This is a genomic window from Granulosicoccus antarcticus IMCC3135 (genome assembly GCF_002215215.1).
In the GTDB taxonomy this organism is placed as follows: Bacteria; Pseudomonadota; Gammaproteobacteria; order Granulosicoccales; family Granulosicoccaceae; genus Granulosicoccus; species Granulosicoccus antarcticus.
Genome location: NZ_CP018632.1, coordinates 4,186,099 through 4,208,489, shown reverse-complemented (window position 1 = coordinate 4,208,489; position 22,391 = coordinate 4,186,099). Strand labels below are relative to the sequence as shown.

20 protein-coding genes are annotated in these 22,391 nt (G+C 52.9%); 7 read left to right on the top strand and 13 right to left on the bottom strand.

Features of this window, described 5'->3' with window-relative positions; genetic code table 11:
* Positions 1-88: 88 nt before the first annotated feature.
* The 7 genes from IMCC3135_RS18240 to IMCC3135_RS18210 form a co-directional block, all read right to left on the bottom strand.
* Entirely contained in the window at positions 89-1,363 is a 1,275-nt protein-coding gene (locus tag IMCC3135_RS18240; protein ID WP_088918906.1) for an MSMEG_0569 family flavin-dependent oxidoreductase, read from the bottom strand.
* On the bottom strand, positions 1,360-1,638 hold the full coding sequence (locus IMCC3135_RS18235; RefSeq protein ID WP_088918905.1) for an MSMEG_0570 family nitrogen starvation response protein: 279 nt from the start codon (positions 1,636-1,638) through the stop codon (positions 1,360-1,362). Before IMCC3135_RS18235 ends, IMCC3135_RS18240 begins: the two co-directional genes overlap by 4 nt.
* 67 nt (positions 1,639-1,705) lie before the next feature.
* Positions 1,706-2,698 carry a sll0787 family AIR synthase-like protein gene (locus tag IMCC3135_RS18230; protein WP_088918904.1) on the bottom strand — a complete coding sequence of 331 codons (993 nt, stop codon included), beginning with the start codon at positions 2,696-2,698 and terminating at the stop codon, positions 1,706-1,708.
* On the bottom strand, positions 2,695-3,237 hold the full coding sequence (locus IMCC3135_RS18225; protein ID WP_205737597.1) for an MSMEG_0567/Sll0786 family nitrogen starvation N-acetyltransferase: 543 nt from the start codon (positions 3,235-3,237) through the stop codon (positions 2,695-2,697). Before IMCC3135_RS18225 ends, IMCC3135_RS18230 begins: the two co-directional genes overlap by 4 nt.
* Entirely contained in the window at positions 3,237-4,355 is a 1,119-nt protein-coding gene (locus IMCC3135_RS18220) for an MSMEG_0568 family radical SAM protein (protein ID WP_088918903.1), read from the bottom strand. Before IMCC3135_RS18220 ends, IMCC3135_RS18225 begins: the two co-directional genes overlap by 1 nt.
* A complete protein-coding gene (locus tag IMCC3135_RS18215) occupies positions 4,300-5,343 on the bottom strand; it encodes a Nit6803 family nitrilase (protein WP_088918902.1) in 1,044 nt (347 codons plus the stop codon). Before IMCC3135_RS18215 ends, IMCC3135_RS18220 begins: the two co-directional genes overlap by 56 nt.
* The gene (locus IMCC3135_RS18210; protein ID WP_088921923.1) at positions 5,331-5,813 is read right to left on the bottom strand and encodes an MSMEG_0572/Sll0783 family nitrogen starvation response protein; all 483 of its coding nucleotides are present in this window, start codon (positions 5,811-5,813) and stop codon (positions 5,331-5,333) included. Before IMCC3135_RS18210 ends, IMCC3135_RS18215 begins: the two co-directional genes overlap by 13 nt.
* Before the next feature lie 821 nt (positions 5,814-6,634).
* On the opposite strand from IMCC3135_RS18210, the gene IMCC3135_RS18200 reads away from it, so the two are divergent.
* From IMCC3135_RS18200 to IMCC3135_RS18180, 5 genes are all read left to right on the top strand, one after another.
* A complete protein-coding gene (locus IMCC3135_RS18200; RefSeq protein WP_088918900.1) occupies positions 6,635-6,958 on the top strand; it encodes a hypothetical protein in 324 nt (107 codons plus the stop codon).
* Between the two features lie 77 nt (positions 6,959-7,035).
* The gene (locus tag IMCC3135_RS18195; RefSeq protein ID WP_088918899.1) at positions 7,036-7,836 is read left to right on the top strand and encodes a metallophosphoesterase; all 801 of its coding nucleotides are present in this window, start codon (positions 7,036-7,038) and stop codon (positions 7,834-7,836) included.
* A 304-nt stretch (positions 7,837-8,140) separates the two neighbouring features.
* Complete coding sequence (locus IMCC3135_RS18190; protein ID WP_088918898.1) at positions 8,141-8,359, top strand: helix-turn-helix domain-containing protein; 219 nt, start codon at positions 8,141-8,143, stop codon at positions 8,357-8,359.
* A gap of 3 nt (positions 8,360-8,362) precedes the next feature.
* Positions 8,363-9,616 (top strand): type II toxin-antitoxin system HipA family toxin, encoded by a 1,254-nt coding sequence (locus IMCC3135_RS18185; protein ID WP_236994830.1) that lies wholly within the window; start codon positions 8,363-8,365, stop codon positions 9,614-9,616.
* 198 nt (positions 9,617-9,814) lie between these two features.
* Positions 9,815-12,091, top strand: a complete 2,277-nt coding sequence (locus tag IMCC3135_RS18180) for a hybrid sensor histidine kinase/response regulator (RefSeq protein ID WP_088918896.1) — start codon at positions 9,815-9,817, stop codon at positions 12,089-12,091.
* A 65-nt stretch (positions 12,092-12,156) separates the two neighbouring features.
* Here IMCC3135_RS18180 and IMCC3135_RS18175 read toward each other — a convergent pair whose 3' ends face one another.
* From IMCC3135_RS18175 to IMCC3135_RS18160, 4 genes are all read right to left on the bottom strand, one after another.
* Entirely contained in the window at positions 12,157-15,363 is a 3,207-nt protein-coding gene (locus tag IMCC3135_RS18175) for a 2Fe-2S iron-sulfur cluster-binding protein (protein WP_088918895.1), read from the bottom strand.
* 18 nt (positions 15,364-15,381) lie between these two features.
* Positions 15,382-16,683: a TRAP transporter large permease gene (locus tag IMCC3135_RS18170; protein ID WP_088918894.1), complete on the bottom strand. Its 1,302-nt coding sequence runs from the start codon at positions 16,681-16,683 to the stop codon at positions 15,382-15,384.
* On the bottom strand, positions 16,680-17,156 hold the full coding sequence (locus IMCC3135_RS18165; RefSeq protein ID WP_157736087.1) for a TRAP transporter small permease: 477 nt from the start codon (positions 17,154-17,156) through the stop codon (positions 16,680-16,682). Before IMCC3135_RS18165 ends, IMCC3135_RS18170 begins: the two co-directional genes overlap by 4 nt.
* Positions 17,157-17,232: 76 nt before the next feature.
* Positions 17,233-18,180: a TRAP transporter substrate-binding protein gene (locus IMCC3135_RS18160; protein WP_088918892.1), complete on the bottom strand. Its 948-nt coding sequence runs from the start codon at positions 18,178-18,180 to the stop codon at positions 17,233-17,235.
* A gap of 144 nt (positions 18,181-18,324) precedes the next feature.
* On the opposite strand from IMCC3135_RS18160, the gene IMCC3135_RS18155 reads away from it, so the two are divergent.
* Together IMCC3135_RS18155 and IMCC3135_RS18150 are read left to right on the top strand one after the other, a co-directional pair.
* Entirely contained in the window at positions 18,325-18,822 is a 498-nt protein-coding gene (locus IMCC3135_RS18155) for a MarR family winged helix-turn-helix transcriptional regulator (protein ID WP_088918891.1), read from the top strand.
* 267 nt (positions 18,823-19,089) lie between these two features.
* Positions 19,090-20,157 carry a polysaccharide lyase family 7 protein gene (locus IMCC3135_RS18150; RefSeq protein ID WP_088918890.1) on the top strand — a complete coding sequence of 356 codons (1,068 nt, stop codon included), beginning with the start codon at positions 19,090-19,092 and terminating at the stop codon, positions 20,155-20,157.
* An 85-nt stretch (positions 20,158-20,242) separates the two neighbouring features.
* Here IMCC3135_RS18150 and IMCC3135_RS18145 read toward each other — a convergent pair whose 3' ends face one another.
* Positions 20,243-21,796, bottom strand: coding sequence for a Ppx/GppA phosphatase family protein (locus tag IMCC3135_RS18145; RefSeq protein WP_088918889.1), 1,554 nt, complete (start codon positions 21,794-21,796; stop codon positions 20,243-20,245).
* Between the two features lie 255 nt (positions 21,797-22,051).
* A complete protein-coding gene (locus IMCC3135_RS18140; RefSeq protein ID WP_088918888.1) occupies positions 22,052-22,363 on the bottom strand; it encodes a BON domain-containing protein in 312 nt (103 codons plus the stop codon).
* Positions 22,364-22,391: the final 28 nt, after the last annotated feature.

The following is a 22,391-nucleotide window of genomic DNA, read 5'->3' as shown; positions in this document are numbered from 1 at the left end:
TTTTTCAATAAGGTGTTGACACCATAAAGCGTCCAGGTGTGCTTGCACGTCATATCAGTTTTCCTGGCTTGTGAAGTCAAGACCTGGGTCACAATGATGAGGCTTGGGGTTGATGATTGCGCTCGCTGATGCGCGTGGCCACGTACTGGGCATCACGACCGACACCAGAGAATCGACCAGAGCCCCACGTCACCATCCACGGCAGACCCAGCACCCATAGTCCGTCCACCTGTCGAGAACCACCGCGCCAGTGATCAATTTGCTGCTTCTCGTCGAAGGCTGCTACCTCCAGCCAGGGGTAATCACTGGTGAAGCCTGTTGCCCAGATAACGGCCGCCAGATTCTGTGGTTCATCAAAACCCAGAGAGATACAACTGTTACCCCCCTCAGGCTGATGACAGGCAAACCACGGCTCGGCATCGGGTGCATGGATATCGTTTGCGGCGATCCACTTGTCGATTTCCTGTTTTATTCGCTCGGCAGAAGCATCTGCAGCATCCAGGTTCGCCAGCATTGTGTCGTCAAATTCTATCTGGTCTTCAGTCACCGCCTGCAGGCGTCCATGCAACTGCATGCCTTCCAGTGCAAAGCGGCGCAGATCGATGTCACGCCCTCCATCTCGCCCCGTCATGTAGTGGTTGGTTTTGTGCCTTACCGCCTCGCCCTGTGGGTGATCATCCACGGTAATGTCGTAATGGCCCATATCAACCAGCCAGGCTGTCACATCTCGCCCTCGATGACGTCGGGGAGCGCGTGGTGCACTACCCAGAGCGAGGTGAACCCGACGTCCAGCCAGGTGCAGATCCTCGGCAATCTGGCATCCGGACTGACCGCTGCCGACAACCAGCACATCGCCTGGCGGTAACTGTGCCGGATCCTTGTAGGTGGAAGAATGTAGCTGAAGCACATGGGTAGGCAAATCTGCCGATAAGCCGGGCAGTTTAGGCAGATGGTATGCACCGGTTGCGACGATGACATCCGCGGCCAGATAGCGTTGATCGCCGGCCAGCACTTCGAATCCCGCTTCATGTGAGGTGACACTGTGTACAGGGGTGTGTTCATGTAATGGCGGGTTGAAATAGGCTCGATAGGCTTCGATGTAACTGATGATTTCATCGCGCAGCATGAATCCGTCCGGGTCGCTGCCACCGTATTCTTCGGTGTAGGAAAACCCTGGCAGCGTACATTGCCAATTGGGTGTCACCAGGCAGAACGTATTCCAGCGCATGTCGCGCCATGCATTTGCAACCGTATTGCGTTCAAAGACAATATGCTCGATACCGCGTTGCTGCAGACAATAGCTGGCTGCCAGGCCCGCTTGACTGCCACCCACGATGACGACGGGTATGTAGTGTGTTTTCATGAATGAATTCTCAAGACGTTGACCTGGCCGGCAGGCTGTTTAGCTGCCTGGCGTTTGATATGTTCGTTCTGGTCGCTGGCGGCACTACAGGCGTAACCATATTTCTTGCGTACCCGTTCGCTGGCTTCGTTCAATGCCTGATCGCACCGTTCGACAAATTCTGCGAGTGGATAGTCCTTGCCCGCCTGCAGGTACTCGCCTATGACTGTCGAGGGGGAGTAGCAGGATTCGGTACTCTGGTCCGGCCAGCGAATTTCCATATGAGTTTCTGGCATGTCAAGTAGCTCTTTGTGTGAAATTGTCGTGGAATACAGTGGATATCATTTCGTGCAGCACACAGTCTCAGGCGCTCAACGTTTGCCTTGCAGAGGATGCGCAACCAGTCAGTGGGTGACGGCTCAGATCACGCACCACTTCCCGCTGAGCTGCCTGGCGTATGGCCAGTGTCTGCGTGTTATCAATGCTGCCAATAGCCTGCGCGGATATTCCCCGGGCAATGAAATGATCTTTGAGCGCGTCAACATTTTTGGGCGGCACCGCCATCAGGTAGCCGAAGCTGGGAAAGGTGCACAACCACTGTTCCAATGGGTAATTTGCAGGCTTTTGTATCGCATCAATATCCAGCGTCATGCCTACTCTGGAACTTTCTGCAAACAACGCACAGGTACCAATGATGCCTCCCTGACTGATGTCCTTTGCCGCTACACAAAGACCGCTCTCTGCCAAGGTGGGCATCAGCTCAAGATCCGCTCGTATGCGTTCCATCGGTGCATCACTGGCGGCATCCCAGAATGGCCAGGGTGCGTGTTGTTTGCCACGCAGGTCGATGGCCGCAACCAGCTGATCGCCAGCTTGTGCATCGAAGCTTGTCAATAGTTGCTTGGCAAATCCGAGTACCGACACCGATAGCGCCAGATGAGGCGACTGCAGGTTGGCATGTCCACCGACAACGGGCACCCCGGTCAATGCAGAGGCAGCCCGTAAGCCATCGAGGACAAGGGTTGCCTGACCCGCATCCTGAGCCCAGAGGGCGTCAACGACGGCTGTGGCCCGACCGCCCATGGCCTGTATGTCTGAGACATTGACCCACAAAGACGAAAAGCCTGCAAACCAGGGCATTTGCTCGATGAATGCAGGCAACATCGCTTCGCAAGCCAGCAAGTTCCAGCCGCCATCCACTTTGATGGCGGCGGTATCATCACCCACACGAATGGCATCACCATCACCGATGCCCAATGCCCTGACAACCGGTTGAATATCCTCTTTGCCCCGCAATCCTGCGCTGTCGGCCAGGCGTTGAGCCAATAGCCTCAACGTAGTTTGTTGCTCATTCATGCAACCGCCGCCGTACGTTGCTCGGTGCTCAGCATCTCATCATGCACCGGTGGGTAGTGCGCAAGATCGGCTTCCATCAGATGATGGGCTTTGCCGTATTGCTCAATCTCACCCAATGAGTGCCAGTGCAGCCGCTGGAACAACAAGACATTGCCCGCCTGCACATGGGCCAGAAATCGGGTGCAGCCCCTTGCATGTGCCGTGGATACAGCCAACCTGATCAGGGAGGTGCCAAGTCCTGCCTGACGCCGATAGGCTGATGATACTGCAAGTCGTGAACCCCACCATTCTGTCGCAGATGCTGCCGGGTGAATCCGAACTGTACCAATGACATGATCATCATCGCCGAGCAATCGGGAGAGCGCTACGATAGGTGTCGCCAGCTGATCTGTCTCATCTCTGTCATCGTCCGTGAAAATGCCTTGTTCTGTGCAAAAGACATCCCGGCGAAGCTGGGCGGCAGCGGCTCGTTGCCAGTTTTGCGAGGCGATGCAGACTCGATGCGTGGGAGAGACAAAGGGTTTGAAGGGTTCGTACATCAGTTGAGCACCTCGGTGAGCTGTGGGACCTGCTTTTCGTAGGTGGAAAGACTGGAGCAGGCACCACAACGAGCACAGCCTGCCTTGACGGACTCCCGGCTCATGCCAGCCTGGCTCAGCATGCGGCCCAACGGTTCCAGCACTTCGTGCATGAAAGCCGGTAGCGGAGCCGGGTGGTCCTCCAGTGGCGTGCCTGCGATAGGCACGAATGGCACAACGAAGGGATAGACGCCAATGTCGATCAGTGTTCGACACATGTCGAGAATCTCGCTCGCCGTGTCGCCGAGCCCTGCCAGGATGTAGCTTGACACCTGGCCGTACCCAAACACCGGCACCGCCGCCCTGAACGCCTCAAGGTAGCGCTCGATTGGGACTTCTGCCTTGCCTGGCATGATGGATTCACGTACAGAAGGCGAGACCGCTTCCATATGCATACCCAGGGAGTCAACACCGGCATCGTGTAATCTCTGAAACCAGATATCGTCATCGGGCGGCTCACACTGCACCTGTATGGGCAGATCAACGGCGGCCTTCACCGCTATGACCGATTCGAGCAACACCGCTGCGCCCCTGTCCGTGCGGTTGGGTGTACCGGTGGTCATGACCATATGCTTGACACCGTCCAGTTCGACGGCAGCTTTGGCCACCTCTGCCAATTGCGCTGGTGACTTGTGTGCCAGCGTTCTGCCTGCGGCCAATGATTGTCCGATAGAGCAGAAACGACAGGTTTTACGTCGGCTCTCATAGCGAATGCAAGTCTGCAATACCGTGGTTGCCAATACATCGGTGCCGTGTAATAAGGCTATCTGCTGGTAGGGAATGCCGTCAGCGGTTTGCAGGTCATAGAACCTGGGCTGTGCCGGGAAACTGAGAGTGCCAACCGTGCATCCCTCACGTTGGACGATGCTGTTTCCGGCCTCATCAGGTGCAAGCGCCAAATAGGGCGAGGCATAAGCACTGGCAGTGTGCACGGGGGCCATGATCGTCACCCCATTGATGATCAGACCCTTGTGATCAGAAGGGCCGGCACCACCCCGACGGCTGGGTGCCCCCGCGTTTGGATCAACCAGGCGTAACCCGTAAGACTGCAGTTCGTTGATCAGAGTCTGCGGGTTCATTGTGATCGCGTCTTGAGTCATCGTGTGCGTTCCTGTCTGAGTGTTGTGAGCTTGCGTGCGACAAGTTCTTGGGGGAATCGTCAATCAGAAGACTGAGTAGTTCGGGGCGTGCATAGTGGCCAACAGAGTCCATCATGCGTTTTCGTTTGGTACACAGGGCCAGGTCCATGTCAGCGATGACAAGTCCTTCACCCTGTCTGAGTGGTTCCACCAGATGCACCCCTTCAGGCGACACGATGGCTGAGCAGGAACCGCCTGATAAGGCCTTGTGAAAATTGCCACTGGGATCGATAAACGATTTTTGCTCATCAGTCAGCCACCCGGTCGAATTGATGACAAAGCTGGCAGCTTCCAACGCATGCTGACGTATGGCCACCTCCATCTGGTCGGCGAATATCTCACCGACCATGGAGCCTGGAAATTGTGCGACATGAATCTGCTCATGCTGCGTCATCAGTGCAAAACGGGCCAGGGGATTGAAGTGCTCCCAACACGCCAATGCACCCACGCGGCCCACCTGTGTCGGTACGACCTTGAGTCCTGAACCATCACCTTGTCCCCAGATCATGCGCTCGTGATAGGTGGGTGTGATCTTGCGACGTTTCAGTACCAGGGTGCCATCAGCGTCGAACACCAACTGGGTGTTGTACAAGGTCCCGTGTTCGCGCTCATTGATACCGGCAACTACGACCATGCCGTGTTGACGAGCTGCCCGGGCCAGTACCTCTGTCTCAGGCCCGGGTACCACCACTGACTGTTCATACAGCGCCAGATGCTTCTTGCCAATACTGACCGCAGGTTCAATGAAGGAGAAGTAGGGGTAGTAGGGCAGAAAGGTTTCAGGAAAGACAATCATGTCCACACCTTGTCTGGCCGCATCATCCACACAGCCCAGCATTTTGGCCAGCGTACCGCCCGGCTTGTCAAGAACGGGAGAGAGCTGCGCTGCCGCAGCTCTTACCAGTTCCTTGCTAGCTACAGTGTCCATGTGTCCAGAATGAATGCACCATCACGACGGTGCAGCAGGACGATATCAAGCACATCCTGTGGTGCGATGGGAGTGATACCTTCCTGCAACGCACCCTCACCGTGGCCATAGAGGGCCTGAAGTGCAAATCGACAAGCGTAGACCTTGCCGCCTTCATCCATGAATGCCTTCAACTGAGCACTGTAATTCTGGTGTCCCGGAAATGCCTCATCCCCCAGCTTGGGAAAACCACGCATGAGTCCGAGTGTGACGCCGGGGCCGTAGAGCAAGATGGAGGTGTCGAACCCCTTGCGAAGCAGGCGCTTGCCCTGCAGCAGGTTGACAAGCCCGATGGATCCTTCAAAGGCCACTGTATGAAAGGTGATCAGTGCTTTTTCGCCGGGCTCTGCCTGAACATCTTCAAATACTTTTTCTTCGTAATCGACCAGGGAATCGCCGATCTGGTGCTTTGGATGTGTCACTGCTGGCATGCTCGAATCTCCGAATGATGTGTTGAACAGGCGTTGACCATCAACCCCTGGAACCACGCATTTGCAGCTATCGCAATTGCGTTGTACACAGGGTGTTATGCGGGTTTTTATGCCATCCGGAAAATTCCACTCTTTGCACTCAATTCAGTCATCCAATGCACTCACTCATTGGCATCATCTGCCTGTTTTCGAGTGCAAGCCCGATCATGAATGCACCTCGATGGTTCGGCTGTGAGCGGGTTTGCACAGCCAGGGTGCTGTGCCGTATGCCTTCGACTGGGCATGAAATTAATCTACGATCACGAGGAAATGCAGGAGGCACAGTGCCGGTTCATGGCCTTGAAATTACTTGAGCACCTCAGGACTAGTGCATCCAGCCGATAACCCGGAGGGCCCCTGGCGACCCAGTCAAGAAGTCAGGGTGCAAATTGCGAGAGGAACAATCTTGAGTAAAGATTCTGATAACCACGAGTCTTGTCAAAATGAATCAGTGGTTCCTATAAGGAAGGGCGTTGCCGGGCGCTCGTTGATCCAGCAGTTCAGACTCATGATCATCACCTCGATCCTGTTTTGCCTGAAATTGGTCGGCAAGTCGTATTGGTTCTGAAGGCGTTTCCAAATTATTATGCTGCCGGGATAGCCATGGCAAATAGCTATATAGAAGGTGGTCCCGCATCAGGCAACCGGCTATAGCCAGCCAATTGTGCATGCCGATAGACGAGACGAAATCGGTTTGCTGGCCAAAGCTCTGGCAACCCTGAGAGATACTGCCTCTGAAGCAGATGCTCTCTATCGTCAGTATCAAGAGTCGGAACAGCAGGTTGAGCAAACGTGTTGCCTCGATTCAAGACAATACGGCGGTGGCGGCGACAGCCGTTGTCGACATCAGTGAAATCATTCGGCAGATCAGCGAGATTCAATCCAATATTGCCGTTGCCATCGATCAGCAAAGCATGACTACGCGTGAGATCAGTCGTATAGTTGCGGAGGCGGCCATGGGGAGTTCAACGATTGCGAGTAGTATCTTCCAGGTCGCTGAAGAGGCGAAGAGTGCCCTCGATGAGGTGGGAGAGGCCAGCCAAGGCGCACTTGATTTGAGCCATATGTCGAACGAACTCAATCAGCTTGTGGCATTTTACCGTTAAGGGCCGGTTGTTCGACAGTTCATTACTCGGCTGAAGGCAGTATCATCTGAATACATGAATCCATTCGAGATGGCCTGATGAAAGTTGTACACCTGTCGGATCTACACATCGGACCAGGGATTGTGATGGGTTCCAATCCCGTAGAACATCTGCGCTGCGTACTCACACATGTCACGAAATTTCATGATGATGCCTGCCGGTATGTCATCACGGGCGATCTTGTGGATCAAGGCGATGAGCAAAGCTACCGTCTGCTGCGTGCATTGCTGGAGGAATTCGGGCTGACCGGGGAGCGGGCGCCCAGGCTGCTTATCGGTAATCATGATGCGCGGCCGCAATTTCTGTCTGTGTTTCCAGAGACCCCCTGCGATCAGAATGGTTTTGTGCAATCGGTCGATGAAACGCCACTGGGCTGGTTCGTCTATCTGGATACCCATCAGCCGGGTACCGATGCGGGTCACTACTGCACTCAACGATTCGAATGGCTCCAAGGAGTACTGGATAGAGCTACGGCTGAAAAGCAGCCCGTATGGTTGTTCATGCATCACAATCCGGTTCCGGTGCATGTGACCAGCTCGGACAGCATAGGCCTGGTTCAGACGGCACAGTTCAAACAGCTTATTGCCAGGTATGCTTCAACCCTCAGGCACATCTTTTTCGGACATTGTCACTTTACCCTGAGCGGTACTGTACAGGGTGTGCCGCTAGCGGCTCCACGCTCCATTCACGAGTCTCTGTGGCCCTATCTGGAAGGTGAGCAAGCCCGGTTTGCCACAGGACCGTTGGAACGCAATTACAACGTCTGTTTCATTGAACCGGACACCACCATCATCCACACCGTCGATTACGAAAAATACGACCGCATACGATTGCTTTAGAAGCGATGTCTGAATGAAAAAACTTCCGTCGTTGCATGAGCGGTGGAAGGTGCGCTGTTGCAGGAGTTGATAGATGATCACCTGCGAGTCAGGTTCTGATTCTCATGCAGCTCTGGCAAGCAGCAAGATGTTGTATTAATGCGCAATCAGTAGTGATGTGGTTGCTTTATTTCTTACTTGGAATAAGTCCCGATCGGGACTTATTATTTATATTTTTTGATTCTGCGAAGAAAACATCCCTATAGGGACTATTTTCTATCATTTGGCTTGAAAGATGCCATAATAATCCCGATAGGGATGAAATATGACAACAATACTCAATGCTGAAATGCTCGGCGAAGTCATTCGCAGGGAGCGTAAGCGACAGAAGGTGACGCAGTCAGACCTGGCCGCACTGGCAGGGGTCGGTGTGCGTTTTTTGCGCGAACTGGAGCACGGTAAAAGCAGTTGTCAGCTTGGCCGGACGCTGGAGGTGCTGCAGACACTCGGCATTTCTGTTGACGCCAACACGCGGGAACAGTAAGTGATGCGCAAGCTGGATGTCTACCTGCGATCCGTCAATGCGGGTCTGCTTGAGCAGGATAGCACTGCCAATCTGACGTTTACCTACGACGAGGATTATCTTGCCTCGCAGGCTGCCAGGGCAATTTCTGTCTCCATGCCGTTGAGCCGCGACCCTTACCCTAATGCTGTCGCCAAACCCTATTTCTCCGGCCTGTTGCCTGATGAATCAGCCCGTACACGACTCGCTGCCGCATTGGGGGTATCCGACACCAATGCGTTTGGCATGCTGGAAATCATCGGTGGGGACTGTGCGGGCGCCTTGGCACTGTTTCCAGCAGGCGCACAGATGCCGCCACAGAATTTGCCCGACGAAATTCTTGATCAACAACAACTGGAAGAACTGTTGCAGGAGTTACGCGGTAACCCGTTGCTGGGTAGTCGTCGAGATGTGCGTCTATCACTGGCGGGTGCACAGGACAAGATTGCCGTCAAAGTGATTGGGGATCAAATTGCACTGGTCAAGAATGGCGAGCCCACCACGCATATCCTGAAACCTGGCATTCAAGGGCTTGAAGGAACCTCACAGAATGAAGTGTTTTGTATGACACTGGCAGCACGGGTTGGTCTGCCAGCACCAGAGGTTGCGTTTGCCAGTACAGGCGACACTCATTTCATTCTGGTAAAACGCTTTGATCGATTATTGCGAAGCGACCAGTCAGTGCAACGCTTGCATCAGGAAGATTTCTGCCAGGCCTTGAGCATTCCACCAGAGCTTAAATACGAAGATGAAGGTGGGCCTGGCATCGACAAATCGTTGAATCTGTTGCAGCGAGTTGTCAATCAGCCTGCTGCTGACAGGCTGGCCTTTCTGCGAATGCAAATCTTCCACTATCTGGTTGGTAACGCTGATGCTCATGCGAAGAATTACGCACTGCTACACACATCCAGCGCTGATTTACCTGAGCTGGCACCGCTTTACGATGTCGTCTGCACGGCCGTCTATCCACAATTGACTCAAAAAATGGCCATGCGTATTGGCGGTAGAAATGTTCCTGACACTATCCATCGCAATCACTGGTTATCGCTGGTACCCGAGACCAGAGGCTCACAAAAATTGCTCATCAGAGAGCTGAAAACACTTGCCAATGATATTATCCCTGCAATGGAAAAACTGCTGGCAGATGTACAGGAACTTGGAATAGGACATTCGATATTGCATGACATTACCAGGGTGATCAGGACACGCTCGCAGTTGGTATTGCGCGCATTACCTTGAATTCAGGTGTGCAAGCATTTCAGGCTGGTATGCTGTTTGTGTCATGAAACCAGAGAATAAGGATTCTGATATATAGTGCAACTTTCACACTCTCACCATCTTGCATGTTCAGCAACAAGAAACTTAACGTAATCAGATTTATGTAGAGTTCCCTAGTGCTGGATTTGAAGAAGGTCAAACTAGTAGACTGGCATAACAATGCTCTTCGCGTTCTTGATACAGCTAATTTTACTTTCCTGTATGCCTTTCTATTTTGCCACGCAAAATAAAAGGATCCGCTCAACCTCGTTTTTTTGCTATTTGAGTGTGTTGTTGGTTCTGGCCAATTACTTTGGCGCTATCTATTCGTTCCCTATTACACAAAATATCGCCATATCCGGTGGGACGCTGCTGTATTGCGCTTTCATGATGACGACTGTCCTGTTTGTCATCATAGAGAAAGAAGTCGGGATCATACGTGGCATCATCCGGACCGTCATCAGCGTGAATATGTTTGTATTTGTGTTGTCGATGACCGTCTCGGCAGTATTGCGCAATCCGGGCATTCTTAATCCCTTTGATACCTCTGCCAGTGTTTTCAATGCCTCGCTGATCGTGACATCAGTCGGTGGAGTGCTGACAATTGCCGAACTGGTTTCACTGATATTCCTGTTTGAAAAAATCAAGTCCAGAATAAGAAATATCACGCTCGTCTCCATTCTTTATATCGCAGCGTTTATTCTGATTCTATGTCTGGATGGCCTGATTTTTCCTCTGATACTCATTCCCTTCAGCTCGCACTGGGTAAGTGATGTGGCAGGAGGCGTTGCCGGTAATTTTATTATGGCTGCTGGCTATGGCACTTTGATGTTGCTTTTCCTGGCGATATACCGCAAGCAATTGGTGGAATACATCGGACAACCGATGATGCTCAGGGAGCTGATCACGGCTCCCAGGGGCAAGCTCATTGCGGAGATTGAACGCAGAAACAAATCTCTGGTACTAAGTGATCAGAAATTTCGCAATCTGGCAGAAAGTATTGACGACGTGTTTTTTTCCATGGACGAAGACTTGCGATGCACCTATTGGAACAAGGCCGCGGAACGATACGGGCACCAATCGGAGGAGGTGATTGGGAAGCTGATTTTTGAGGTGTTTCCTGAACCTGAGGCTGCCCCATTGATCGGTTTCTACCAGCAAATAATGAAGTCCGGCAAACCCGGCCAGTCCGAGTTTGTCATCCCCGCCATAGGTCAATATCGTAACTTTGAAGTCTCGGCGTACCCATTTGGTACTGGATTATCGGTTCTTGTAAAAGATGTTACTGAGCGCAAGGCGATGGAATCTCAACTGTTGCAGAGCCAGCGCATGGAGTCCATTGGGCGGCTGGCGGGTAGTGTTGCGCATGACTTCAACAATCTTCTTGTGCCTATTACCGCCAATGCCGAATTGGGAATGATGCACTTGGCCATCGATGACAAGGTTCATGTCTATCTGAAACGCATTGGTGAGGCTGCAGATCGCGCGGCGGGTCTGACGCGACAGATTCTGGCCTTTAGTCGCAAGCAGGTGTTGGAGGTTCAGGTGCTGGATCTGAACACGGTCGTCAGAGAGTACGAACCGATGATTCGACGGCTGATAGGAGAGGACATCAAGATTGAAACTATTCTGGATACCAGACTGGCACCGGTGAGTGCTGATAGAGGGCAAATCGAACAGGTATTGCTTAATTTGGTTGTCAATGCCAGAGATGCAATGTCATCGGGTGGCACTCTCACGCTAAGAACCGCCAATGTCGTTCTGAACAGACCCTATACCGAGCAAAATGGTGAGAGACAGCCAGCTGGTAGTTACTCAATGCTGGTGGTCAGTGACACCGGGCATGGAATGGATAGCGATATTCGTGAAAATCTGTTCGAGCCATTTTTCACGACAAAGGCAAACGGCAAAGGCACGGGGTTGGGCTTGGCCACCGTATTTGGAATTGTCAAACAACACGAGGGTAGCATCTGGGTTTATAGCGAACCGGGAGTGGGAAGTAGTTTCAAGCTATACCTGCATCAGCTTGACCGGTCTATGGCGATGAGCGCTAAACCGTTGCCGAGCGACAACCTGGAGCCAGGCACGGAAACCATTCTACTGGTTGAAGATGGAACGATGGTGCGTAATATTTTGCGAGAGGGCCTGGAGGCCTATGGGTACAAGGTTTTAGAGGCGCAGGATGTCGCTGATGGGGTGAGATTAGCGGCGGAAAATGGCAAGATTGATCTCTTACTGACAGATGTGATCATGCCAGAGATGAATGGTCGGGAGCTCTATGAAAAAGTAGTTGTCTTGCAGCCCTCTATCAGCGTTCTGTTTATTTCTGGTTATACCGACGATGTTATCGTTGACCAGGGGATTCTGGAGGAAGGGGTCAATTTTCTGCACAAGCCCTTCTCGATTGCAAAGCTTGTGCAAAAAGTCAAAAGTTGTATCAGCCTGGAAGCGGCGTAGCGACGGGTGTCGATAACAGCTCACCCGAAGAGACATTTTTCAGGCGAAGCGAGATGTTGGCATGATCACAAATCTATTTCGATGACACCATTCTCCTTGGCAGCTCTGGATTGACAGAGGATAAGACCACGCTCCCGCTGTGATTTTGATAATACGAAATCGCGGTGTTCAACCTCTCCGGACACCAGACCACATTGACAGACGCCACAGATGCCGTCGCTGCATTTGACATTGATTGGTATGCCGTTCTCATTAAGCACATCGGCTGCTGATTTGTCCGCTGGCACCTGGAGCTGCTTACCTGATTTCACCAGTTTCAGGGTGAACTCGTGATTTTCATAGTCAGGTAGCTCAGGAACAGAGAAATACTCGAGATGCTGGGCATCCTCTGGAAAGCCTGCAATTCGGGCCGCCTCCAGTACGCTGCTCATATAATGTTGTGCACCGCAAGTGTAGACATGCCATCCGGCCTGGTACTCGGACATCACGCTATTCAGATCCAGGCGTGTGCCTTCGTTGCTGATATGTGTTCTGACCTTGTCAGCCCAGGAAAATGTCGAAATTTCTTCCAGGTAGCCCATCGTCTCTTTCGAGCGCCCTGAATAATGCAATACGAAATCTCTTCCCTGAGCCTGTAATTCGTGTGCCATGGCGATCATCGGCGTCACACCTATGCCGCCTCCCATCAGAATGCACTTGCTGGCATGTGGATCCAGAGCAAAGTGATTGACAGGGCGTGAAATGAACAGCTTTCGACCGACATTGAATATCCGGTGCAAAAGCCTGGAGCCCCCACGCCCTTCATCTTCGCACAAGACCCCAATCTGGTAACTGGCGCGATTGGCAGGGTCGCCGGACATCGAATACTGGCGCAGAAACTCGGGTGCTACCACGATATCCAGATGCGCACCTGCCTGCCACGATGGCAGGTCGCCGCCGCTGACAGGCTCGAATTCATAAATGGTGATGCCTTTGGCTGTCACCTGTGCTTTGCTGATCTGTACCTGGATGACGGGGCTTTGCCCATCGGCTGAATAGATGTGAACGGCTGATTCATCACCGCGCCTCAATCGGGCCTTGTACTCCTCGGCAGTGATCATGGCCTGGTAGGCTTCAATGCCTGCCTCACGATCCATCGGAAAAGGGTAGGGATAGGGGTGAGGGGCTAAAGGGGCAGGGTAGACTGCCAGTGTCTGGTTCTCGTACTTCAAGTGCAGATCTTTCTGCAATTCACGGCAGTTGACGGGTTTCTGGGTGGGGCGATAGCCGCCATCGTCTTCAACCTCCAGATCCCACCACCACTTCTTGACAGGGTTGAGGCTGCCATTGCCAACGGCATCATCGAGTTTTGCAAGCACTGGGGCCAGCTTTGGAATATTCATGGCCGCCCAGCGAAATGGTTTTTCCTTGAATATGCCTTCAAGGTTCCATGGACAGGTTTTCATACAGCGTCCACACATTGCACCGCCCGGTGTCGTAATTCGATAGGTGGTGCATTTCTGGCTATCCGATTTCCAGATTTCATAACCGTTGAACATCAGCTTCGGACCTGCTGTGATCGCTCCGGAAGGGCATTCGCGAGCGCACTTGTTGCAGCTTTCGCAAAACGTCTGCAATCCGAAATCGATGGGCAGATCGTGGCTCATGGGCAGATCCGTGGTCACGGCACCGGATTTCAGACGCGGACCCAGATAGGGGTTGAGAATGACTTCGCCGATACGGCTGACTTCGCCCAAACCCGATAGCAGCATCAGTGGTGGTTGCAGCACCTCACCATCCATCACCGTGTGTGCCTTGGCGGAATAACCCAGGTTGCGGATCTGTTTGGCGATGACGCCACCCAGCAGAGAGAAGCGCAGGTACGCCCGCATGGACTGGGCGACGGCAATCCAGTCATCGCCTGAGGAGCCTTCCATCGTCTCATAGCCCTGATCGATGACCATGCTGATGGCCTGATCGTGCGGAGGATCTATGACATCACCGCGTGCATCATGGCTGTACCAGGTCCAATCGGGGCAGCGAGAAATTCCCACTGCATCAATACCGAGAAAATAGCTGGTTGCCTTGACCAGATTGGCAGCTGATTCTGGATCAATAGATACTTTTTTGTCCGCCGGGATGCCATCCTGCAGCAAGACAAAGGCACCCAAGGCTCGCCTCTGAGCCATGGAGGGAGCTGCCTTGCGTACGTAGTAGCCACCTGTGGCGCTGTCCTGAAGCTTCTTGCCCATGTCGCCAAACTGGGCGCGGGCAAACATATCGCCTCGTTTGGGAACGCGGGCGACCCGTAATTCATCAATGAATGTTGTTGGCTTTTCGACTCGTTTCAGTTTTTCGAAGGGGTGGGCGCCATCAACAAATCGCCGCTTGGCATAGGGCACCGCGTTTGATGCGTTTCTGGAGGATCCCGTGCCCAGCTTCCAGCCAATGCCAAAGGCTGAGGCCGGTTGTTGTGAGCGTGGCAGCAGTGGCAGATCAGTTGCCATCTCGAAACTGGTTGTTACCGCCGACAAACCAAAGCGGGTTCCAATATAGGGATGCTTGAGTACGCCATCCTCTACGGTTGCAAGTCCGGCCAGCAGGGCAAGTTTATTCAGATCAACATCGCTACTGGTGACCGTATGAGCGCGAGAATCATGTCCCAGCAAGCGCAGGTAGTTGGCCAGCACGACCGCTGTTTCAGCAGCCATCAAGCCGGCTCGATGAGCATGGGCATCCGTTATCCAGTCGGTCCCCACTTCGCCAGGTTCGACATCTCTGGGGTTTTCGTAGAGGAATACCAGCACATGAGTGTGATTGTCTATGCTAGGTAGCTCGGCCTCCATGGACTCTTTAAGATCAGCCATGATCATATCGATGCCCGAGGCCAGCGTTTTAGTCTGGGTTGATTTCAAATCCTCGGCAAGCTGTGCGACATCAGGGTTCAACCAGGGGGCTGGTAGTAATGCCGTCTTGGGCAGTTTGCATATGCCAACGATGGCGGCATCGGAAAAATAGCCGAATGATTTGAGATGCTGTGCGCGCTCTAGCGGGTCTGTCGGGGCATCGGCCATGGCCTTATTGGTCAAACCACTGCGAATGGCATCCAGCATGGCCTGGTGCTCGCGCATCGCGTTGACAATCGAATGCGGTTCATGGGGACGCTCATAGCTGAGCGGCTCCACGGATGGGGCTGTTGCAAGGTTCACCTCGACATCAGAACGTGCCAGCAACTCAACCGGATAGGGACCCAGATGCAGCGCTCTGTTCTTGGTGGAAAAATACCTGCTCATGGGGCTTCCTGTGGATTGTCAGAACATTGCATTTGGCAGAAACAATGCGATTTCAGGGATCGCTACCAGTAACAGAATGCAACAGATCATTGCTGCCCAGAATGGCATGATGCCTTTGAAAATATCAGAAAGAGGCACATTGGGCGCAACACTACTTACAACGAAACAATTGACGCCGACCGGCGGGCTGATCAGTCCCATCTCCAGTACCAGCACCATGATGACGCCAAACCAGATGGGGTCGAACCCCAGGTTCGTTATGACCGGAAAGACGATGGGAAGCGTGATGACCATGAGTGACAAGCCCTCGATAATCATGCCCAGAAACAGGTAGAGGACCAGTATCATGGTCAGTACGGTATAGGGAGAGTCGCTGTATCCAAGCACTATTTCCGACAGGGCTGATGGCAGTTGGGAGAGTGCAACGAAGGGCGAAAATACCATCGCACCAATCAGAATGAGAAAGCAAAGTCCAGTTGTTTCAAGGGTGCTTTTGATCGCGTGGATAAATTCTGCAAGGTTTAGTCGGCGTCGCAGGAGGGCCATGAGAATGGCCAGTGAAGCACCTATACCGGCGGCCTCAACCGGGGTGAACAACCCCAGATAGATGCCTCCAATAGTGATCACGATGATCCCCAGTACAGGAGTTGCTTTCAGCAGTGATGTTTTTTCAGTGTCGATCAGATCCTTGGGCGCAATGCCCCCGGAGTCAGGGTTGAATCGCACGATGAGCGTCACTGTGAGCACAAAGAGTGTTGTCAGCAGGATTCCTGGCAAGATACCCGCCATGAACAGGCGACCGATACTTTGCTCGGTCATGATGGCGTAGAGCACAAAGCCGGTAGAGGGGGGAAGCAATATCCCCAGGGTGCCACCCGCTGCAATGGCACCTGTTGACAAGCGATCACCGTAGGCGCGGCGCTGCATCTCGGGATAGGCCACCTGGCCCATCGTGACAGCGGAGGCTATGGATGAGCCTGAGAGTGCTGCGAACCCGGCACAGCCTACAATCGTGGCACTGGCAAGTCCGCCCTTCAGGTGGCCGACCAGGGCGTAGGCTGCATCATAAAGATCACGGCTGAGCCCTGATTGAGAAGCAACGTTGCCCATCAGAATGAACAGGGGTAATACTGAAAGCGAATAGAGTGTGCTGATGGCGAAGGTCTGGCCTGTCATCAGCCGCAATGCAACATCGGGTGAATTCAGAATGGCTGTGCCACCCAGACCCACACCCAGCATGGCAATACCCACCGGCACACGCAGGAAAATAAGAACAAGCAGGACTGCAAAGCCACATATTCCTATCCATTCAGGCGTCATGATCGGGCAGGCTCATTGCTCTTGAATCCGAGCTTGATGTGGAAGAGAAAGGCCAGTGTGGTCAAGCCGAACCCGAAGGATAAAATCTGGTAGTACAGCTGATAGGGGATGCCAAGCAAGGTAGATTTTTCCGCAAAATCGTGAGCATCAGCTCCGGCTCTGATCAACTCATAGGATAGAAGTGCGCAAACAAGGGCGCCTGAGAGATTTCCTGCGGCGGTGATCAGGCGCTTTGCAACGTCAGGGAAAAAGGCTACGAAACCATCGATGGCGATGGCCTTGCCTCTATAGACGCTGACGGGTAGCGAGATGGCGACACAGCAGACAAGAAAAGCCTCGCTCAGCTCTTTTGCGCCAATGAAGGGGTTGGCGGTGGCACGCATGATGGCGTCAGACACGGATGTTGACATGAGCGCCAGCAGGCTTGCACCGCCAATGCTGAACAAAATTCCACCCAAGACTCGAAAGAGCATGATCCCACCTTGTTTGATGATTCTGTAGGGCAAATCAGTTGAATGGATGAACCGAGCAGACCGAAAGCCTTGGAATTCAGTTTTCTTCAGAAAAAGGTGATAGCCCGGCGAATACATTGATTTCTTCATCGGTCAGGGAAATCATCTCAACACCGTTCTCACCAGCAAGCCCCAGGGCACTTTTGCCAACATCAGCAAAGGCTTTGGCCGCTTTGAGGCTCAATTCCTCACCTGATACCGATTGCAGAGTTTTGCGCTCACCTTCGCTTAATGCAGCATAGGCATCTGTGTTCATGGCAAGCAGAAAGCTGTAAATGGAGCCTGGTATGTTCACCGTGGCGTATTTTGCAACCTCATATAGCTTGTAGGAGGAAAAGGCGGTAGGGCCGATATAGATCCCATCAACGACTCCTGTACTGAGTGCCTGATAAGCTTCTGTTGGGGACATATCCACGGGAACACCTCCCCACGCCTCAATGACACGAGCCATGTTTCTGCCTGCGACACGAATCTTCAAGCCCGACAGATCGGCGGGGGTTCGCACTATCTTGTCGCGGGTGATGAGAATCGTTGCGTTGTTGGCCCAGAAGCCCAAGGGGACTGCGCGGTTCACCTCAGCTTCGATGGCAGCCCTGTTTTCCCACATGGCCTGAGTGGCGCTGATGCTATCGGCAAACTGGCCCGGCAGCTCATAACTGGTCAATACCGGGAACAGATCAGGGGTGAACTCGGGCAGGATGAATGTCAGATCTGCCACACCGGTTGCAACACGCTTGTACTGTTCCTTGGGACCCGGGCCAAGCTCTCCTGCCGGAAATATTCTGATCTCTGAGCTTCCGGCAACCGCCTCGTTATAGGCCTCAGCCATGGGAGTCATGACCTGCACATCCATAGGGTGTGTCGGCGGCATGAAATGCGCCAGCTTCAGTACATCTGCCTGTACTGTAGATGTCCAGATCGCCGCGAATGCAACGGTACCCAGTACTAATGGTTTCAGGGTCTTGTCGGTGAAATGAACAGGCATTGCTCGACTCCATTTGTGTGCAGATTGCACATGATTTGTTACGAGTATGCCTAGCAGAATTAATATATCAAGCTATTTCTTGATACCGTTACAACATCAATCCCGGAATATGTGTGCTTTCTACACATAGATAATGAGAATCGTATGATGAACTCATCAAACAAAAGCACTCTGTACAACGCACAGGACGGGCTTGGATATTGCCTGAGCCGCGCCGCCCAGATCATGCAATCGACCGTTGACGAGGCGCTTGCGGAACTGGAGCTGGGAAGGCTCTCCTGGATGGTCCTGGCCTGTATACGATTCGACGGCGTCACATCGCCCAGTCAGATTGCCAGGTTCGTCGGTCTGGAGCGCAGCTCCGCCTCAAGGCTCATATCCAGGCTGGAGGAACTGGACTATGTGCGCCGTGAAACCGATACAGCGGATGGACGCGGATACAGTCTCAAGCCGACTACTCGTGGCATGCAAATATGCGAACAAGCGCCGGGTCTCATTCAGGCTGCAACTCGCCCGTACCTTGCCGACTTGTCCGACAATGAAACCGGGCAGCTGATCGGATTGTTGAAGCGCATTGGGACAGATGTCGATTCGGTCTGGAATGCTGATTCGGTATCTGTGAACAGGCGAAGTGAGCCCTGATTCGACAATAGCTGATGGCGGAAATCCGGCTAGTCTCAGCACGAACCCGTACTGAGGCTGGGCTGGGTTATCAGATGGTAACGACAATCGAGCGTTTTTTCGGGACGTCGCGCCGTTGAATAGTTCAAACAGACATGCTTGCATGCTAATCTTGTATATCAGAAATCAGATGTCGACATTAATGATGTCGAGCTTTCTGTGTGATCAGTCATAGCTGACATCAGCGTCACATTCGTTGCTGTTTTCAATTTTCAAGGGAATCGAACCATGCATCCATCTTCAAGAACCAAAGTGCTGGCTTTGGCTGTTGCCTCCGTGGCATCCGCGGGTCTGGCCGCCGTTGCTCATGCCGAGTCTGCCGGCAATCCTTCAGACAAGTTTGATCTCAGCCACTGGAATATCACCCTGCCTCTGGATGCCGATGGTGATGAGAAGATTGACTCGGTATCGGTTGCCGATATTCAAGGCTACTCGCATCCTGATTTTTTCTATCTGAATGAAGAGGGGGGGATGGTCTTTACTGCCGCAAACAAGGCCATGACAACGCCTAATTCTTCCAATACCCGTAGTGAGCTTCGACAGATGCTGCGTGGTACAAATGAAGACATCGGCACTCATACACCCGGCAATAATTTTGCATTGCAGGCCAATCCGATTGGAGAGATTTTTGGAGGCAAACTCAACGCCACGCTAAAAGTCAATCATGTCGCTGAACGGGCCGGTCATCCTGACAAGCCTCCTGCTTATTCAATGGTTGTCGGTCAGATACATGCCGACAAGAACAAGGAACAAATGGCTGAAGGCAAAGGCTTCGGCTATGGTAATGAGCCGTTGAAAATCTATTTCAAAAAATGGCCTGAACATGATAAAGGGTCGGTTTTCTGGAACTACGAACGCAATCTGGAGAAAGAAGATCCGAACCGCACTGACATCGCTTTCCCGGTCTGGGGTAATAGCTGGGACAACCCGGAAAATCCAGGCGATGCCGGAATTGCATTAGGTGAGGAATTCAGTTATGAGGTCAACGTCCAGGGCAATATCATGTCCCTGACGTTTGAATCTCCCGGTAAAGAGACGAAAACGTTTGAGATCAATCTGGCCGACAATATTGATCCCAATGGCGATGTCGATGCTCTGGACAACCCACAGGGATACGCCGAGGACTTCATGTATTTCAAGGCCGGTGCCTACAATCAGTGCAGTACCAAAGATGCTGAAGGTATCTGGTACGCCGCCTGCCCGGGTACCGGTGATTGGGCGACTGATAAGGCTAATGGAGATTACGCAAGTGCCACTTTTTCCAAGCTGACCTTGAGCAACTCCACCACAGAGTAATGGCTTAGCCAGGCTAAGTTCAACGGAGGGTGATGTGATGCCAGTTGGCAATTGCATCACCTTCTGTTGACATCACTGGCTCGTATTATTCGCTGACAGTCACTATCTCGGCACCCTCCAGGCCTGTAGCTTTTGCCAATTGTCGCAGCCGGCTTTGAACGGCATCGCTGTCAGGAATACTGCCGGCGTCCAGTATCTCCAGCCGAACGGCATCGGCATCAATTCTAAGTCTGGCCTGTTTCAGTATTTCGGGCACGCTGGCTGAGAACCTGTGGCCCAGCAACAGGGCACGGCCCAATATTTCGGCGCGTCGCAGCTCACTGCTTGTCATCAGATTGCTGACGGCATCCTTCACCATGTCGTCTACCTTGCCACCGTAGCGGGCAAGAATTGCCACTGAAATGAAGGCGCGTTCCGGATGTGAAAGACCAATGAAGGGGAACTGCAACAGGCGCAGAAAACTGTCAGTTGCACGAATTTTTTCGTGCTCTCTCCATGCAATATCGGTCAGCGCGCACACCGCAAGTCTGAGGCGTTTGTCATTTTGGGTTTCCCCTGGAAAAAGGTTCTCTGTCCACAGAGCCAGTGCTTCACTAAACGCTGGAACCCGCGCTGCTGGCAGGCCGATGGCAAGCGCCGCTTCAACGAGAGGGTCTCGATATTGCTCCTCTTCATCCAGTTGTTTATAGAGCCAGCCTTCTCGCAGTCCATAGGCTGAAAAGGCCACCCGATCTGGTGCCAGTTTTTTCAAGACGCGTGACATGACCAGTGCCGAGGCCGGCAGCGTTGCTATTCGACGACTGGGCACATCGGGAAGGGCAGCCACCTCTTCCGGGGACATCTTGGCAATACTGATGGCCAGTGCGCGAACATCCTTGGCGGGTAATTCATAGCCGTGAACAACCTTGATGGTCGGGTTGTTCATGGCGATGTGAATACGGGCAAGTGCACGCCAGCCACCACCCACGGCGAAGAACACCGGGTTTGTCAGTAGAGGTGGCAGGCTCTCTGAAAGTATTTCATCAATCCATTTCTTTGTTGCGCTATAGCCTTCTTCCAGTTTCCTGGTGACCGGCAGCGCGCCAAGCGGCATGCTGGTCATTCGTTCGCCCACACGGTCGGCAATGACTTCCGCTACTTCAAGGCTACCTCCGCCGATATCTCCCATCATGCCCATGGGTTTGAAGAAACCGGAAATGACACCGTGAGCCGAGTAAAATGCTTCCTGCTCACCGGTGAGGGTGATTGTCTCCAACCCTGTGCTTTCCCGAATCGCATCGATCAGGTCCTTGCCGTTTTTAGCGCGTCGTGTGGCTTCTGTTGCGAGAACATCGATACGCTCGACCTTCATGGCGCGAGCGATGGCACTCAGACGGCGAATGGCGTGTAATGCTCTAGCGATCGTCTCATCGGTAAAGCGACCGTCTGCATCAAGCCCCGCGCCCAGAGCAACCATGGATTTTTCGTTGAAGCGGGGGAAAGGTGCACGACTAAGATCATCATAGACAACCAGACGAATTGAGTTCGAACCTATGTCAATTACCCCATAGTGGGATTGCTGCCGGTTAATGACTCGCGTGGTGTCGATAGTGATGATCCTCGAGTCAGCGTCTGTTTGATTGGAAAGCCCAGCAGTCATGTCTGCCTCCCTTGCAACGAATGGATGCCGAACAATGGCACAATTTTGTACAGCTTGAAGCTTTGCAGCTTGTAAAGCTTACCAATTAATCAATACAGAGGCACTCTATTGGTGCCATGACATCCCTGATTTCGGGCGCAAGTCTGCCTAAAGTGCATCTACTGTCTTGTGGGTGGGCTAACCCACGGGGTTTACGAGTTCGGCAAAGCCAGCATTTCCACTGATATCCACCAGCGGTGGCTATTTTTCTGGAGCTCAGCGCAGTTCCAACTCGTCAACCAGTTTGGATCCGGGGGCTGCCGTGCGACTTGCTGCCATTGCTGCCTGTCGTTCTGCCTCGCTTGCCACGAACCCGGATAGTACAAGGGACCCCTCATGATCCCTGGTAACCAGAATCGCGGCTGCATCCACGCTCTCATTGGCAATAAGTGCTGATTTGACTTCGGTGGTCAGTTCGGCGGTCTGCTCATCGACCTGCTCGATTTCTCGGTTCAGGCTGGTACAGGCGACATTCCATACCAGAAGTGGAAGCAGGATCAAGGTACGCAGTAAAGGAGAGATCTTCATTTTGGATTTCGGATAGCGGCTGGAAAAA

What these genes read in the sequence shown, in the direction of transcription:
- IMCC3135_RS18240 (WP_088918906.1), bottom strand. Translation starts at nt 1,363, where the DNA reads ATGAAAACACACTACATACCCGTCGTCATCGTGGGTGGCAGTCAAGCG.
- IMCC3135_RS18235 (WP_088918905.1), bottom strand. Translation starts at nt 1,638, where the DNA reads ATGCCAGAAACTCATATGGAAATTCGCTGGCCGGACCAGAGTACCGAA.
- IMCC3135_RS18230 (WP_088918904.1), bottom strand. Translation starts at nt 2,698, where the DNA reads ATGAATGAGCAACAAACTACGTTGAGGCTATTGGCTCAACGCCTGGCC.
- IMCC3135_RS18225 (WP_205737597.1), bottom strand. Translation starts at nt 3,237, where the DNA reads ATGTACGAACCCTTCAAACCCTTTGTCTCTCCCACGCATCGAGTCTGC.
- IMCC3135_RS18220 (WP_088918903.1), bottom strand. Translation starts at nt 4,355, where the DNA reads ATGAACCCGCAGACTCTGATCAACGAACTGCAGTCTTACGGGTTACGC.
- IMCC3135_RS18215 (WP_088918902.1), bottom strand. Translation starts at nt 5,343, where the DNA reads ATGGACACTGTAGCTAGCAAGGAACTGGTAAGAGCTGCGGCAGCGCAG.
- IMCC3135_RS18210 (WP_088921923.1), bottom strand. Translation starts at nt 5,813, where the DNA reads ATGCCAGCAGTGACACATCCAAAGCACCAGATCGGCGATTCCCTGGTC.
- IMCC3135_RS18195 (WP_088918899.1), top strand. Translation starts at nt 7,036, where the DNA reads ATGAAAGTTGTACACCTGTCGGATCTACACATCGGACCAGGGATTGTG.
- IMCC3135_RS18190 (WP_088918898.1), top strand. Translation starts at nt 8,141, where the DNA reads ATGACAACAATACTCAATGCTGAAATGCTCGGCGAAGTCATTCGCAGG.
- IMCC3135_RS18185 (WP_236994830.1), top strand. Translation starts at nt 8,363, where the DNA reads ATGCGCAAGCTGGATGTCTACCTGCGATCCGTCAATGCGGGTCTGCTT.
- IMCC3135_RS18180 (WP_088918896.1), top strand. Translation starts at nt 9,815, where the DNA reads ATGCTCTTCGCGTTCTTGATACAGCTAATTTTACTTTCCTGTATGCCT.
- IMCC3135_RS18175 (WP_088918895.1), bottom strand. Translation starts at nt 15,363, where the DNA reads ATGAGCAGGTATTTTTCCACCAAGAACAGAGCGCTGCATCTGGGTCCC.
- IMCC3135_RS18170 (WP_088918894.1), bottom strand. Translation starts at nt 16,683, where the DNA reads ATGACGCCTGAATGGATAGGAATATGTGGCTTTGCAGTCCTGCTTGTT.
- IMCC3135_RS18165 (WP_157736087.1), bottom strand. Translation starts at nt 17,156, where the DNA reads ATGCTCTTTCGAGTCTTGGGTGGAATTTTGTTCAGCATTGGCGGTGCA.
- IMCC3135_RS18160 (WP_088918892.1), bottom strand. Translation starts at nt 18,180, where the DNA reads ATGCCTGTTCATTTCACCGACAAGACCCTGAAACCATTAGTACTGGGT.
- IMCC3135_RS18155 (WP_088918891.1), top strand. Translation starts at nt 18,325, where the DNA reads ATGATGAACTCATCAAACAAAAGCACTCTGTACAACGCACAGGACGGG.
- IMCC3135_RS18150 (WP_088918890.1), top strand. Translation starts at nt 19,090, where the DNA reads ATGCATCCATCTTCAAGAACCAAAGTGCTGGCTTTGGCTGTTGCCTCC.
- IMCC3135_RS18145 (WP_088918889.1), bottom strand. Translation starts at nt 21,796, where the DNA reads ATGACTGCTGGGCTTTCCAATCAAACAGACGCTGACTCGAGGATCATC.
- IMCC3135_RS18140 (WP_088918888.1), bottom strand. Translation starts at nt 22,363, where the DNA reads ATGAAGATCTCTCCTTTACTGCGTACCTTGATCCTGCTTCCACTTCTG.